At 64.3% G+C, this 13,800-nt stretch carries 13 protein-coding genes and 4 tRNA genes; 14 read left to right on the forward strand and 3 right to left on the reverse strand.

Annotated features, from left to right (window positions below):
* Positions 1-174: 174 nt before the first annotated feature.
* From ACTHNE_RS09180 to hemA, 3 genes are all read right to left on the reverse strand, one after another.
* Complete coding sequence (locus ACTHNE_RS09180; RefSeq protein WP_440269104.1) at positions 175-2,277, reverse strand: O-linked N-acetylglucosamine transferase, SPINDLY family protein; 2,103 nt, start codon at positions 2,275-2,277, stop codon at positions 175-177.
* A gap of 131 nt (positions 2,278-2,408) precedes the next feature.
* Positions 2,409-3,488 carry a peptide chain release factor 1 gene (gene prfA, locus ACTHNE_RS09185; protein WP_324941813.1) on the reverse strand — a complete coding sequence of 360 codons (1,080 nt, stop codon included), beginning with the start codon at positions 3,486-3,488 and terminating at the stop codon, positions 2,409-2,411.
* Positions 3,489-3,555: 67 nt separating this feature from the next.
* Positions 3,556-4,839, reverse strand: a complete 1,284-nt coding sequence (gene hemA, locus ACTHNE_RS09190) for a glutamyl-tRNA reductase (RefSeq protein WP_324941810.1) — start codon at positions 4,837-4,839, stop codon at positions 3,556-3,558.
* 94 nt (positions 4,840-4,933) lie between these two features.
* On the opposite strand from hemA, the gene ACTHNE_RS09195 reads away from it, so the two are divergent.
* The 14 genes from ACTHNE_RS09195 to ACTHNE_RS09260 all read left to right on the forward strand — a co-directional run.
* Positions 4,934-6,673, forward strand: a complete 1,740-nt coding sequence (locus tag ACTHNE_RS09195; RefSeq protein ID WP_324941808.1) for a tetratricopeptide repeat protein — start codon at positions 4,934-4,936, stop codon at positions 6,671-6,673.
* On the forward strand, positions 6,670-7,278 hold the full coding sequence (lolB, locus tag ACTHNE_RS09200; RefSeq protein WP_324941805.1) for a lipoprotein insertase outer membrane protein LolB: 609 nt from the start codon (positions 6,670-6,672) through the stop codon (positions 7,276-7,278). Before ACTHNE_RS09195 ends, lolB begins: the two co-directional genes overlap by 4 nt.
* 58 nt (positions 7,279-7,336) lie before the next feature.
* Positions 7,337-7,858, forward strand: a complete 522-nt coding sequence (locus ACTHNE_RS09205) for a GNAT family N-acetyltransferase (protein ID WP_324941802.1) — start codon at positions 7,337-7,339, stop codon at positions 7,856-7,858.
* 139 nt (positions 7,859-7,997) lie between these two features.
* Positions 7,998-8,074: transfer RNA gene (locus ACTHNE_RS09210), tRNA-Gln, on the forward strand.
* A gap of 163 nt (positions 8,075-8,237) precedes the next feature.
* Positions 8,238-9,218: a ribose-phosphate diphosphokinase gene (locus tag ACTHNE_RS09215; RefSeq protein WP_440269105.1), complete on the forward strand. Its 981-nt coding sequence runs from the start codon at positions 8,238-8,240 to the stop codon at positions 9,216-9,218.
* Positions 9,219-9,473: 255 nt separating this feature from the next.
* Positions 9,474-10,130, forward strand: a complete 657-nt coding sequence (locus tag ACTHNE_RS09220; RefSeq protein ID WP_324947782.1) for a 50S ribosomal protein L25/general stress protein Ctc — start codon at positions 9,474-9,476, stop codon at positions 10,128-10,130.
* A 109-nt stretch (positions 10,131-10,239) separates the two neighbouring features.
* The gene (gene pth, locus ACTHNE_RS09225) at positions 10,240-10,827 is read left to right on the forward strand and encodes an aminoacyl-tRNA hydrolase (RefSeq protein ID WP_324947780.1); all 588 of its coding nucleotides are present in this window, start codon (positions 10,240-10,242) and stop codon (positions 10,825-10,827) included.
* A gap of 79 nt (positions 10,828-10,906) precedes the next feature.
* A complete protein-coding gene (gene ychF, locus ACTHNE_RS09230; protein WP_440269106.1) occupies positions 10,907-11,998 on the forward strand; it encodes a redox-regulated ATPase YchF in 1,092 nt (363 codons plus the stop codon).
* A gap of 68 nt (positions 11,999-12,066) precedes the next feature.
* Positions 12,067-12,564 carry a GNAT family N-acetyltransferase gene (locus ACTHNE_RS09235; RefSeq protein ID WP_324947775.1) on the forward strand — a complete coding sequence of 166 codons (498 nt, stop codon included), beginning with the start codon at positions 12,067-12,069 and terminating at the stop codon, positions 12,562-12,564.
* 35 nt (positions 12,565-12,599) lie between these two features.
* Positions 12,600-13,088: an acyl-CoA thioesterase gene (locus tag ACTHNE_RS09240; RefSeq protein WP_324947773.1), complete on the forward strand. Its 489-nt coding sequence runs from the start codon at positions 12,600-12,602 to the stop codon at positions 13,086-13,088.
* Positions 13,089-13,224: 136 nt separating this feature from the next.
* A tRNA-Tyr gene (locus tag ACTHNE_RS09245) sits at positions 13,225-13,310 on the forward strand.
* Positions 13,311-13,404: 94 nt separating this feature from the next.
* A tRNA-Gly gene (locus ACTHNE_RS09250) sits at positions 13,405-13,478 on the forward strand.
* A gap of 25 nt (positions 13,479-13,503) precedes the next feature.
* Positions 13,504-13,579 (forward strand) — tRNA-Thr (locus ACTHNE_RS09255).
* 78 nt (positions 13,580-13,657) lie between these two features.
* Positions 13,658-13,800, forward strand: a 143-nt coding sequence (locus tag ACTHNE_RS09260; RefSeq protein ID WP_440269107.1) for a GTP-binding protein, incomplete at its 3' end; no start/stop codon positions are given.

A 13,800-nucleotide genomic window follows, 5' to 3' on the forward strand; every position in this document is an offset into this window, starting at 1 on the left:
ACACTCACCGTCATTCCGGCGAAAGCCGGAATCCAGTTTCAATACGTTGTGCGAAGCACTCAAAACCTAAGTTGTGTCCTTCGGACGCAGATTTGAACTGGATTCCGGCTTTCGCCGGAATGACGGTGAGGAGATGTTGAACCTCTCGAGGTGATGCCGGCACTCGAGCGCAAACTACACATCCACATCGGTCGGCGGCCGCCCGATCCGATAGCGCGCACTGACCGTTCGCACGACGCGACGAAAATCCGCCGCAAAACCCTTGATGTCGAACAGCGGATTGGTGCTGCGCTGCTGTTGCAGGTGGCGTCGCAAAGCCACCAGCGCTTCCGGATGATTTCCCAGCTCGGTCGCCATGCCGATGAACGAGGTGTTGTCGCCCATGATCAGCTCGGGCAGGCCCAGGTGATGCAGCAGGCTGGTAACGGTGCGCGAGGCCATGGTTTCGCCGGTGCGGGTGAGCACCGGACATCCTGCGCGCAATGCGTCCGACGCCGTCGCTCGTGAGTTCACCGGCAAGGTGTCGAGATAGAGATCCACGTGCGCATAGCGTGCCAGATAGTCCGCATACGGCATGCGCGGCATGAACACGATGCGCTCGGGCGCAATATCGAGCGCACTTGCCGCGCGCCGCAGGCGTTCGTCCGCATCGGCCGGCCCGGCCAGCAGCCACAGCACGCTGTCGGGCACCTGCTGCAGGATCAGCATGCAGCGCGCGAACATGGCCGGATTGATCGCCTGGGTTTCCTGCAGGCAGGCGAACACCACGCCGGTTTCCGGCAATCCGCATGCGGCGCGCGAAGGCGGCTGGGCCTGGATACGGTCCGGATCGTTCGGCTGCTGGCAGCGCGAAAGCCGGATCACTTTCTCGCTGACGTGCTCGCGCAGTTCATGCGGAAGCACGATCTTGTCGGTGAGCAGATAGTCCATCCACGGCGCGCCGGAACTGCCGGTGTAGCCGAGCCAGCCGACCTGGACCGGCGCCGCACGCAGCGACATCAGCTCCGCATTGCCATGGCTGCGATAGCCGTTGAGATCGAACAGCACCTCGATGCCGGCGCCGTGGATCAGGCTGGCGACCTGCGCGCGATTCAACGCGGAAGCGTCGTGCAGAGTGGCGGCGGCCGCGAGGCGCCGGCGTATCGCGCTGCCGTCGTCGGGCGTGGTGGCGAACAGATGGACGTCCAGATCGCTATCGCCAAGTGCCTCGATCAACCCGGCAAGATGATGGCTGACGGCCGTTTCGTGAAAGCCCTCGGCCAGCAGGCCGACCCGGATCGGCGCATCCGGCAGCGGCACCGTATGGCGCAGGTTGAGCTGCTGGCGGAAGGCGGACACCTGGCCTTCGATCAGCGCGGCATAGGTTTTCGCGCATCGCAGCTGCAGCGCGGCGTCGGTGTCTTCGCATAGGAAAGCGAACGGATGGATGCCGGTTTCGCCTTCAGACACGGCGCGGATCACGCGCTGGCTGAGCGCATCGATATCCTTCCAGCGATACAGCCGGCGGCGGGCGAACAACAACTGCCCGGTGATCGGTACCGAACCGGGTGCGCGCGCCAGCGCATCGGCGAACGCATCGTGCGCGCCGGCGAGATCCTCGGCTTCATCCAGCATCAATGCGGCCTGGAATACGTATTGCACGTTGCCCTGCGCCAGTTTGCCGGCGCGCAGCAGCGAGGCGGCGGCGTCCTTGGGACGGCGCTGCATGTGCAGCAGATGTCCGAGCATGGCGTGCGCGACATCGGCGTCCGGCGCCTGCTGCAACACCTGGCGCACCAGGGTTTCGGCCTCTGCCAGACGGCCCAGTTCCATTTCCGCGCCGGCGAGATTCAGACGGATGGCCGGATGCTGCGGCATGCTTTTCAGCGCCTGGGCGAAGGCATCCCGCCCTTGCGCGTGCTGGCCGGTGGACATGTACGCCGTACCCAATGCCTGCAGCAAGGCGGGATGCCCGGGCGTTCTTGTAAGCGCCTTCTGCAGGCGCTCGATGGCGGCGCCGGTGCGGCCATCGGCCATGGCGAGGCTGGCCAGGTTGCATTGCAATTCGACGTTGTCCGGCGCCAGTTCGGCGGCGCGGTTCAACGCCACCTGCGCTTCACGCCGGCGTCCCAGGCGCAGCAGCGCTACGCCATGCAGGCGAATAAGTTCGGCCGAGACCGGAAACTGCCGCCGCGCCATTGTCGCCGATTGGGCCGCTTCTTCGTTGGCGCCGCGCTGCAGCAGCTCGCCGAGTTTTTGCAGCGTGGAAGCGATATCGGTACCTGAAACGTCGGTCATCGTAAAGCGAGCCTGGCAAGCAACTGCGAACGCGCGGCATGGCGGTCATTCCGGCCTAAAGCCGGAACAACCTACCGGGTAGCGCGAAATCCCCCTGCAACAAGCCTAGATTACCTCGCCGCCGGCGCGACTCAATGCCCCGCCAGCGACTTCAGTTCATCGGCCTGATGCTCACGCGTGAGTGCGCCGAACAGCTCCTCCAGTTGTCCTTGCATGACATCCGGCAGGTTGTGCAGATCCAGGCCGATACGATGGTCGGTGATCAGGTTGTCCTTGTAGCGATACGTGCGAATGCGCTGGCTGCGGTCGCCGGTGCCTACCTGCAGGCGACGCGACTGCGCCTGCTCGGCGGTCTGCTTGGACTGCGCCTCGTCCAGCAAGCGCGCCTTGAGCAGGCTCATCGCACGGGCGCGGTTCTTGTGCTGGCTGCGTTCGTCCTGGCATTCCACCACGATGCCGCTGGGCAAATGCGTGATGCGGATCGCCGAATCGGTCTTGTTGACGTGCTGGCCGCCGGCGCCGGATGCGCGGAAGGTGTCGATCTTCAGGTCAGCGGGAGAAATGGCGATGTCATCGATCTCGTCCATTTCCGGCAGCACCGCGACGGTGGCGGTGGAGGTGTGTACGCGTCCCTGCGATTCGGTCACCGGCACGCGCTTGACGCAATGCACGCCCGATTCGAATTTCAGGCGCGAGTACGCACCCTTGCCTTCGATGCGCGCGATGATTTCCTTGTACCCGCCGTGCTCGCCCGGATGCTCGCTCAGCACTTCCACCTGCCAACGCTGGCGCTCGGCGTAACGGGTATACATGCGGAACAGGTCGCCGGCGAAGATCGCCGCCTCATCGCCGCCAGAACCGGCGCGCACTTCCAGGAACAGGTTGGCTTCGTCGCGCGGGTCCTGCGGAATCAGCAGCAGTTGCAGCTGGTTCTCGAGCTCGGCTGTGCGGGTTTGCAGGCGAGCGATGTCTTCGGCCGCCATGTCGCGCAGTTCGGCGTCTTCCAGCATGGCATGCGCATCGGTGAGTTCGCGTTCGGCGTCGGCCAGTTCGCGCATGGCGTCGGCAACCGGCTGCAACTGCGCGTATTCGCGCGAGAGTTCGCGAAAACGCGTGGTGTCGGCCAATACGTCGGGCTGGCTGAGCAGCAGGGCGAGTTCTTCGTGGCGTTCGACGGTGGCTTCGAGTTTGCTGCGGATCGATGGGGTCATGAAAAGAGCGCTGGCGAAAAGAGGAGGCGGCGGAAAACGTGCGTAGCGCGGCAGCCAGCCGCCCTCGCTAGTCGTCGTCGCCGGTACCCGCTTTTTCGCTTTCGTCCAGGCCGTACAGGCGCCCGGCGGCGTGCAGCAGATCGTGATCGCCGGTGAGCGTGGCCTCGCGCAGCCGCGCGCTGGGGTGATGCAGCAGCTTGTTGGTCAAGGTGTTGGCCAGGAACGCCAGCGCTTCGTCCGGCGATTTGCCGCGCGCGAGCATCGCGCGTGCTTTTTCGAGCACCTGGTCGCGATAGCTTTCGGCATGCACGCGCAGGTCCATCGCGGGGTTGCGGATGGTCAGCGCGCGGCGCCAGGCCATGTAGCGCTCCACTTGCAGATCGATGATGGCGCCGGCTTCGCGCGCGGCGTGCTCGCGCGAGCGGCGGTTGTCGTCGATCACCTGGCGCAGGTCGTCGATGCCGTAGAGATAGACGTCTTCCAGTTCGCCCACAGCCGGATCGATATCGCGCGGCACGGCGATGTCGACCATGAACATCGGCTTGCGGCGGCGCGCGGCGATGGCCTTTTCCACCATCGGGCGCGTCAGCACCGGTTCGCGCGCCGCGGTGGAGGCGATGACGATATCGGCCTCGGCCAGATGCTGCGGCAGGTCGTGCAGCGAGACGGCATAGCCGCCGTGGCGGCCGGCCAGTTCCTGCGCGTTCTCCAGCGTGCGATTGGCCACGATCAGCCGGCGTACCTGTTTCTCGGCCAGATGGCGTACGGCCAGCTCGATGGTGTCGCCGGCGCCGATCAACAGCACGCAGGCCTGGCGCAGATCGGTGAAGACGCGTTCGGCCAGGCGCACGGCGGTGAACGCCACCGACACCGTGTGTGCGCCGATGCGTGTATCGGTGCGCACGCGCTTGGCCACGGCGAAGGTGTGCTGCAGCAGGCGGTCCATCGAGGTCTTCAGTGCATGCGCTTCACGCGCCTGCTGGTAGGCATCCTTCACCTGGCCAAGAATTTGCGGTTCTCCCAGCACCATCGAATCGAGGCCGGTGGCGACGCGAAACATGTGCCGCACGGCGGCTTCGTCATCATGGCGATACAGGAACTCGTCAAGCTTGCCGGGAGTCAGATGGTGATGTCGGCTGAGCCATTCCTGCGGCACGTTTTCTGCGCCAGCCGCTACGCTCACGTAAAGTTCGGTTCGGTTGCAGGTGGAAAGGATCAGCGCTTCGTCAACGCCCGGTTCGTGCGCAAGTTCGCGCAGGGCCGCGCCGGTTGCATCTTCGTCGAACGCCACCTGTTCGCGCAGGCTGACCGGCGCGGTGAGATGGTTGAGCCCGAGGGCGATCAGCTTCATGACGTGATGCGAGTGGGAGCGGCAGGCGTTGGCCGGCGTAGACTAGACATATCCGGTTCCAAGTCGGAACCGAAGGATTCGTTGGAGGAATAGTGTGCTGAGCGGAGCGGTCGAGTTCAAGCAAGTGCGGCGATGGGTAGCGGGTGGATGGATCGTGCTTGTCCTGACCGGGTGCGCAGCGGTACCTCATCGGACAAGCGCCCCATCGCCCGCATCGGCCCAGCCGTTGGCGAAGGTGGTCGTCGCCACGCCGGACCTGGACCACGATCTGATGGCGCAACTGCTGGCAGGTGAATTGGCGTTGTCCAGCGCCGATCTCAAGGCCGCGTCGCAGTCGTACGACAAGGCGATGATGATCTCCAGCGATCCGGAGGTGGCGGGCAAGGCCGCCGCGCTGGCCATCGCCATCCACGATGCGGACGCCGCGCACCGCGCCATCGACCGCTGGCAGGTGCTCGGCGCCACGCCGGCGCAGCTGGCCCAGGCCCGCGCCCAGCTGGCGGTGGAGCAGGGGCAGGCCGATGAAGCCCGCCGCCAGCTGTCGGCCCTGATCGCCAGTGGTGACAAGGACGCCTGGCGCATGTTCGGCCGCGTACTGATCGGCAGCCGCGATCCGGCGCTGGCCGGCAACCTGTTGGAATCCCTGGCCACGCCCGAGCGCCTGCCAGCGGACCCCAAGGCCTGGCTGGCGATGAGCGAGCTCGGCGAACAGTTGAACCGCCACGGCTACGCCCAGCAGATCGCCGATGGCGCGCTGAAGCGGTTCGGCACCGCCGAAACCTACGCCTGGGCCGCGCAGCTGAAGCTCAACAATGGCGATCGCAGCGGCGGCCTGAGCCTGCTGCGCCAGGCGCAGGTGAAGGATCCGAACAACATCGGCCTGCGTCTCACCTACGCCTCCCTGCTGGGTCAGAGCGGCCAGTACGCGCAAGCCTCGCATCTGCTGGAAAAAGGCCCGCAGACGGCGCAGACCTACGCCCTGCGCGCCGCCCTGGCCGCCAACGCCAAGGACAACAAGACCCTGCAGCAGGTCTACAACCAACTGTCGCAGGCGCCGGAGGACGTGCGCGCTTCCAGCGCCTACCTGCTGGGCCAGCTGGCCGAAGTGCTGGGTCGCAAGGAAGAGGCGTTGAAGTGGTACGACCAGGTGCCGGACGAAGACGAGCACGCCTTCGACGCCGACCTGCGCAGCGCGATCCTGCTGCAGGATCTGGGCCGCAGCGCCGAAGCGCATCAGCAGTTGGCCGAGATGCAGACGGACTACCTCGACCAGCCGGCGCAGTTGCGGCGCGCATATGAAGTCGACGCGGATCTCTATCTGCGCGAGAAGCGTTATGCCGAGGCGATCGATTCCTTCAGCCATGCGCTGCAGGTGGCGCCGGACGATCCAGATCTCTTGTACGGACGCGGACTGGCATATGCGGAGATCGGAAAGATCGACCCGGCCGTGGCCGATTTCCGCCGCCTGCTGCAGATCAAGCCCGGCGACATCGACGCCAGCAATGCACTGGGTTTCACACTGGCCGATTCCGGGCGCGACCTGACCGAAGCGGAGCAGCTGATCGCCGCCGCGCGCGCGGCGAAGCCGAACGATCCTTCGATCGCCGATTCCTGGGGCTGGCTGCAATACCGCCTTGGCCACCTGGACCAGGCTGCCGAAGTGCTGCGCAGCGCGTGGCAATCGGGCAAGGACGCCGACGTCGGCGTGCACCTGGGCGAGGTGCTATGGAAGCAAGGCCGGCGTGACCAGGCCCAGCAAGTGTTCGACGAAGTGCGACGCGCGGACCCGCGCAACACTACCCTGCAACAGACCTTGAAGCGCCTGCAGCCATGAAAAAAATCCTACGCGTTTTCGCAGCGCTCGCGCCGCTGCTGCTGGCCGCGTGCGCGCCGACGCAACTGGTGCGCAACAAGGGCGACGCCGCCGCACTGGCGCAGCAGGCAGCGCGCGAGCAGAAGTTGGCGAACGCCAATCACTGGGTCTTGGAAGGCAAGCTCGGTGTATCCAATGGACAGGACGCCGGTAGCGGCGGCTTTACCTGGACCCAGGACGGCAACCACTATGAATTCGTTTTCCGCACGCCGATCACCGGCAAGAGCTACCGCCTCACCGGCAGCCCGGACGGCGCCGAGCTCGATGGCGCTGACGGCGGTCCACAGCGCGGGCCGGACGCCGAAGCGCTGATGCGCCGCGCCCTGCATTGGGAAGTTCCGCTGGACGAATTGCGCGCGTGGGTGCTGGGCTTGCGCGCGCAAGGCGCCGACGCGGAGCTGAGTTTCGGCAACGACCGGCTGCCCTCGATGCTGCAGCAGGATGGATGGACAGTGACGTATCCGTTATGGGATACGACGCGCCAGCCGCCGCTGCCGGCGAAGGTATTCGCCGAAAAGCCGCCGTACAAGGTCAAGCTGGCGATCCAGTCGTGGACGATGCAGTGAGGTTTTCGCTTTCGCGTTAGTCTCGCCATCCACGCTCCATCAAGCTCAGGAATCTGCCGTGCCCTTTCATATCCAGCGCGCCACCGCCGCGCACATCGACGTGATCTGCGACATCGAGCGCGCTGCAGTGGAATTGTTTCGCGACCACGCGGCGTGGCGGTTCTATTCGCGCCTGTCGATTCCCAAAGATCTGCTGGCGGAGGAAATCCGGCGCGGTTTCGTCTGGGTGGCGGTGGACGATGGCAGCGGCGAAGCCGTCGGGTTCATCTGGCTCGATGTCGAACTGCACGGCGACGTGGTGAGCATCGCCGAAATCGACGTGCTGCCGGCGTTCCACCGGCAGGGCATCGGCTCGGCGCTGCTGGAGCATGCCTGCAACTGGGCGCGCGAGAAGGGCTATCGCCGCATCGATCTGGGCACGCTGCCCGACGTGCCCTGGAACGCGCCGTTCTACGCCCGGCATGGCTTCGTCGTGGTCGACAAGGACGATCCGGCCTTCGCCTACGCACGCGAGCGCGATCGCGAAAACGGTTTTCCCGATGCGTTGCGGGTGTTCATGTCGCGCACGCTTCCGGCGTGAGCGCAGTGGCGCGGTCTGCAATTTGAATTGACACGCATGGCAGTCCCCGCCACAATTTTCCTTCTTTGTTTCCCGGCGGCCACTGCTTGCCACAGCGAGCGGCGCACAGCTGAGCCGGGACAAACTAGCAACGAATCATTGGGGCGTCGCCAAGCTGGTTAAGGCACGGGATTTTGATTCCCGCATGCGTAGGTTCGAATCCTACCGCCCCAGCCATTTACCGCAGGGGCTCGAACGAGCCCCTGTTCGTGCAGTCCGACGGATGGATTGCCGCCGCATCGGGCACTTGCGTGTTCGATGTTTTTCAAGCTCCATTCGGGCATGTGCCGAAGGGGTGGCTGGATGGGGCGGAGCGCACCTTTCCAGCTGAGCTGACTCAATGCCTGGTTTCGAGGAAACAATCGTGGATACGTCCAGCCCGATGCTGTTCACCGGCAATGCGCACCGTGCCCTGGCCGAAGACATCGCTCATCGCCTCGGCATTCCGCTGGGCAAGGCGCTGATCGGCAAGTTCAGCGACGGCGAAGTGCAGATCGAGATCGAAGAGAACGTTCGCCGCCAGGAAGTGTTCGTGCTGCAGCCCACGGGCGCGCCGAGCGCGGAGAACCTGTTCGAGCTCCTGACCCTGGTCGATGCGCTCAAGCGCGCGTCCGCCGCCAGCGTCACCGCGGTCATTCCCTACTTTGGCTACGCCCGCCAGGATCGCCGCCCGCGTTCGGCGCGCGTGCCGATCACCGCCAAGCTGGTCGCCCGCCTGATCGGCACCGCCGGCGTGGACCGCGTGCTTACGGTCGACCTGCATGCCGACCAGATCCAGGGCTTCTTCGACGTGCCAGTGGACAACGTCTACGCCTCGCCGATCCTGCTGGCGGACATCTGGCGCAACCACAGCATGGACGACCTGATCGTGGTCAGCCCCGACGTGGGCGGCGTGGTGCGCGCGCGCGCCATCGCCAAGCGCCTGGACGACGCGGACCTGGCCATTATCGACAAGCGCCGCCCCAAGGCCAACGTGGCTACGGTGATGAACATCATTGGCGACGTGGAAGGCAAAACCTGCGTGATGGTGGACGACATCGTCGACACCGCCGGCACCCTGTGCGCGGCCGCTGCGGCCCTGAAGGAGCGCGGCGCCCGCAAGGTAGTGGCCTATTGCGTGCACCCGGTGCTGTCGGGTGCGGCGATCCGCAATATCGAGGGCTCCCAGCTGGATCAGCTGGTGGTCACCAACACCCTGCCGCTGCGTGAAGAAGCCAGGAATTGCGCCAAGATCCGTCAGCTGTCGGTGGCCGAGCTGCTGGCCGAGACGATCCGGCGCATCGCCTTCGGCGAATCGGTGAGCTCGCTCTACATCGACTGACGCACTTTTCTTCCTCTCCCTCCGGAGAGAGGACCGAGGTGGGGGGCCTGGCTTGCCTCGGCCCTCTACGCTTTCCCGCCAGTTGGCCCCTCACTCCAGCCCTCTCCCTGGAGGGAAGAGGGCGCCATGGCGTTTGAATTTCCGGTATACTTGTGTGCTTTTCCGCCCGCATCCGCGGGCATTCCGGCTCTTCTGGTCGCGGGAGAGTCAGTCCGGTCGCCGTGAGGCGGCTTTCCAATCCAAGGCAATACCAACATGGCCAAGACTCATGAAATCGCGGCACAGGCCCGCAACGACGAGGGGAAAGGTGCGAGCCGCCGCCTGCGTCGCGCGTCCTTCGTGCCCGCAGTGGTTTACGGTGCGGGTCAGCCCGCGCAAAGCATCCAGATCGAGCACAACACCATCCTGCTTGCCGCCAAGCACGAGTGGTTCTTCTCCTCGGTGCTGGACCTGAACATCGACGGCAAGGTGCAGAAGGTGCTGGTGCGTGACTGGCAGAAGCATCCGTTCAAGCAGCAGATGCTGCACATGGACTTCCTGCGCATCAACGAGAACGAAGCCATTCGCGTAAATGTGCCGATCCACTTCCTGAACCAGGAAAAATCCCCGGCTGGCAAGACCGCCGGCGTAGTGATCTCGCACAACCTCAACGAAGTGCAGATTTCCTGCTTGCCGAAGGATCTGCCTGAGTTCATCGAACTGGACCTGGTCGACCTCAAGCCTGGCGACATCGTGCACCTGTCGCAGCTGAAGCTGCCGGCCAGCGTGGAAATCCCGGAGCTGCACCTGGGCGTCGATCACGACGTGGCTGTGGTCACCGCGGTGACCGTACAGGAAGAAGTCGACGAAGCGCCGGCCGAAGGTGCCGAAGGCCAGCCGGCCGCGGAAGCTTCCAAGGAACCCAAGAAGTAATCCGCTTCGGCTTCCGCCCCCTCTCCCTTTAGGGAGGACGTTTGTTCTCTTCCCTTTCCCTAAGGGGAAAGGGGTGGGGTGAGGGGTCAAGCTTGCGCCCAGACTCCCAATGGCAGGCCTAAGACTCATCGTCGGACTGGGCAACCCCGGTACCGAATACCTCCGAACCCGGCACAACGCCGGGTTCTGGTTTGTTGACGCCCTGGTATCGGGCCAGCACGAGCGCTTCGGCTTCGACGGCAAGCTGCATGGCGAAACCTGCAAGCTGCGCATCGGCGGCGAGCCGGTGTGGGTGCTCAAGCCCGCCACGTTCATGAACAAGAGCGGCCTGGCGGTGGCGGCGGCCCTGCGTTACTACAAGATCGAGCCGGAAGAATGCCTGGTCGCGCACGATGACCTGGACCTGCCCGCCGGCACGGTGCGCCTGAAGTTCGATGGCGGCCATGGCGGCCAGAACGGCCTGCGCGACATCATGGCGCATCTGGGCCATGGCAAATTTCATCGCCTGCGCTTGGGGATCGGCCATCCCGGGCACAAGGACCAGGTCACGTCGTGGGTACTGGGTCGCCCTTCGGCCAAGGACGAGGACACCCTGCTCGATGGCATCGCGCGCGCACTGAACGTGTTGCCGCTGGCGGTCGATGGGCAGTTCGACAAGGCGATGCAGCAGCTTCATACAGCCGGGAATCGGGAGTAGGAAATCGGAACTCGTTGAGTCTCCAATGCCTGCTTTCTACGATTGCCGATTCACTATTTACGATTTACGGAAATAACCCATGGGCATCAAATGCGGCATCGTCGGCCTGCCTAACGTCGGCAAATCCACCTTGTTCAATGCGCTGACCAAGGCGGGCATTGCCGCGGCCAACTTCCCGTTTTGCACGATCGAGCCGAACGTGGGCGTGGTGCCGGTGCCTGATACGCGCCTGCAGGCGCTGTCGGACACCGTCAATCCGCAGAAGGTGATCCCCACTGCGGTGGAATTCGTCGATATCGCCGGCCTGGTGGCGGGCGCATCGAAAGGCGAGGGGCTGGGTAACAAGTTCCTTGCCCACATTCGCGAAGTGGATGCGATCGCGCACGTGGTGCGCTGCTTCGAGCACACGGACATCATCCACGTGGCCGGCAAGGTCGATCCGATCGCCGACATCGAAACCATCGATACGGAACTGGCGCTGGCTGACCTGGATTCGGTGGAAAAGGCGCTCAACCGCGCCGAGCGCGCCGCCAAGGCCAACGACAAGGAAGCGCTGGCCAAGAAACCGGTACTGCAAAAGCTCGCCGCCGGCCTCAACGAAGGCAAGACCGCGCGCAGCCTGGGGCTGGATGACGAAGAAAAAGCGCTGGTGCGCGATTTGTTCCTGCTGACCTTGAAGCCTTTGATGTACATCGCCAACGTGCGCGAAGACGGCTTCGAGAACAATCCGCACCTGGACGCCGTGCGCGCCCGCGCCGCGGCCGAGGGTGCCGAAGTGGTGCCGGTGTGCGCGGCGATCGAGGAAGAGCTCGCGCAGCTCGACGACGCCGACCGCGATGAATTCCTCAAGGATCTGGGTCTGGAAGAACCTGGACTCAATCGCGTGATCCGTGCCGGCTACAAGCTGCTCAGCCTGCAGACCTATTTCACCGCCGGCGTCAAAGAGGTGCGCGCCTGGACCATCAAGCGCGGCTTCACCGCGCCGCAGGCCGCCGGCGTGATCCACACCGATTTCGAGCGCGGCTTCATTCGCGCCGAAACGGTGAGCTACGACGACTTCATCCAATACAAGGGCGAGGCCGGCGCGGCGGCGGCAGGGCGGTTGCGCAAGGAAGGCAAGGATTACGTGGTCAAGGATGGCGATGTGCTGCACTTCCTCTTCAATGTGTAGATGTTGAGCCCCGCACCAGCGGGGCCTTTTTCATGCGAGCATCTGCGTCATGCATGGAGTGAATGCGCATGCCTCACGACATCCTTCGCATACGCCTCGCGCAGCTAGACGATGCTCGCGTCATCGGTGCGTTGAGTCGCCGCGTCGTGCGGCGCTGGGTGGTGCCCGACCAGCCGCGCAAGATCGGGCGCGCATTGCTTTTGCGTCTTGGCGCCAGGGCGCTCCGGCAGAAAATCATCGAAGGCCAACGTTTTCACTTGGCCTATCTGGGCAACGTGTTGGTGGGCGTGGCTGCCATGCGTGATGACAGCCATCTGATCCATTTTTATGTGGGCACGCGCTATCAGGGGCGAGGTATCGCGCGGCGGCTGTGGCAGCGCGCCATGCGCGATGCGATCCGCCGCGCCGGCACACGCCGTTTCACGCTCAATGCCACGCGTTGCGCGGTACCGGTCTATCTGCGTCTGGGTTTTCGCGCCGACGGCGCCGAACGGCCATCGCCGCTGGGTGTGCTCACCACACCGATGTCGTTGCGAGTGCCGATGCGGCGCGCCAAGCGGGCATAATGCGCGCTCCGATCGGCACCTCCAGTGGAACATGCATGTCCGGCCAGCAACACGAAGTCACCTTCCGTTTCCTCGCTCAGCCCACCGACGTCAACTTCGGCGGCAAGGTGCACGGCGGCATGGTGATGAAATGGATCGACCAGGCCGGCTATGCCTGCGCCGTAGGCTGGAGCGGCGCGTATTGCGTGACGGTGGCGGTCAGCGGCATCCAGTTCGTCAAGCCGATCCTGATTGGCGATGTGGTCAGCGTGCGGGCCAAGTTGATCCATACCGGCACCTCCAGCATGCAGATGGCCGTGGATGTGTTGGCGCGCGACTTGCGCAGCGGCGAGGAACGCCTGGCTACCAGTTGCGTGATGGTGTTCGTCGCCTTGGACAGGCCGGACGGCAAACCCACCGCAGTGCCGCCATGGACACCGCGCGATGACAACGAGCGCCGCTTGCAGGAGCAGGCAAGGCAGTTGCTCGAGGTTTCCAAGAGCATGGCGCAGTTCGTGGACACACGTGGCGCCGGCAGCGACTGAGCAAGTCCGGCGGGATATTTCCAGCGACGTTGCGCGCGGCTTGCGTGCGTGCGGAAAAATCTCGAAAAACCGGCCATTTCGCTCGTCAAGGTGTTGACACATCAAGCCTCGATCCACACAATAGCCGTTCTTTGTTGGAGGGATACCCAAGCGGCCAACGGGGGCAGACTGTAAATCTGCTGGCTTACGCCTTCGGTGGTTCGAATCCACCTCCCTCCACCAGTCGATTGCTGCGGGTGACCGCGGACAAGGCTGGAAGGCGGATCGCACGGGCAGCTGTATGCTCATGCGGTTCAAGAGACGAGTTCCGCGCTGGGCGGGAGTAGTTCAATGGTAGAACCTCAGCCTTCCAAGCTGATGGTGCGGGTTCGATTCCCGTCTCCCGCTCCATTGACCTCGTCACTGCGTTTTTTGTGCTCATGTAGCTCAGTCGGTAGAGCACTTCCTTGGTAAGGAAGAGGTCGCTGGTTCGATTCCAGTCATGAGCACCACCGCACGCAGCCGCCGCGGTATCGCCTGATAGCTCGTTAAGATTTCCTCACTCACTGACTCCATTGGGATTTGCGCTCATGGCAAAGGGTAAGTTCGAACGCACCAAGCCCCACGTGAACGTGGGCACGATCGGTCACGTGGACCACGGCAAGACGACGCTGACGGCGGCGCTGACGAAGGTTGGTGCGGATCGTTTTGGCGGTGAGTTCAAGGGCTACGA

The organism is Dyella sp. (assembly GCF_051954575.1).
Taxonomy (GTDB): Bacteria; Pseudomonadota; Gammaproteobacteria; order Xanthomonadales; family Rhodanobacteraceae; genus Dyella_B.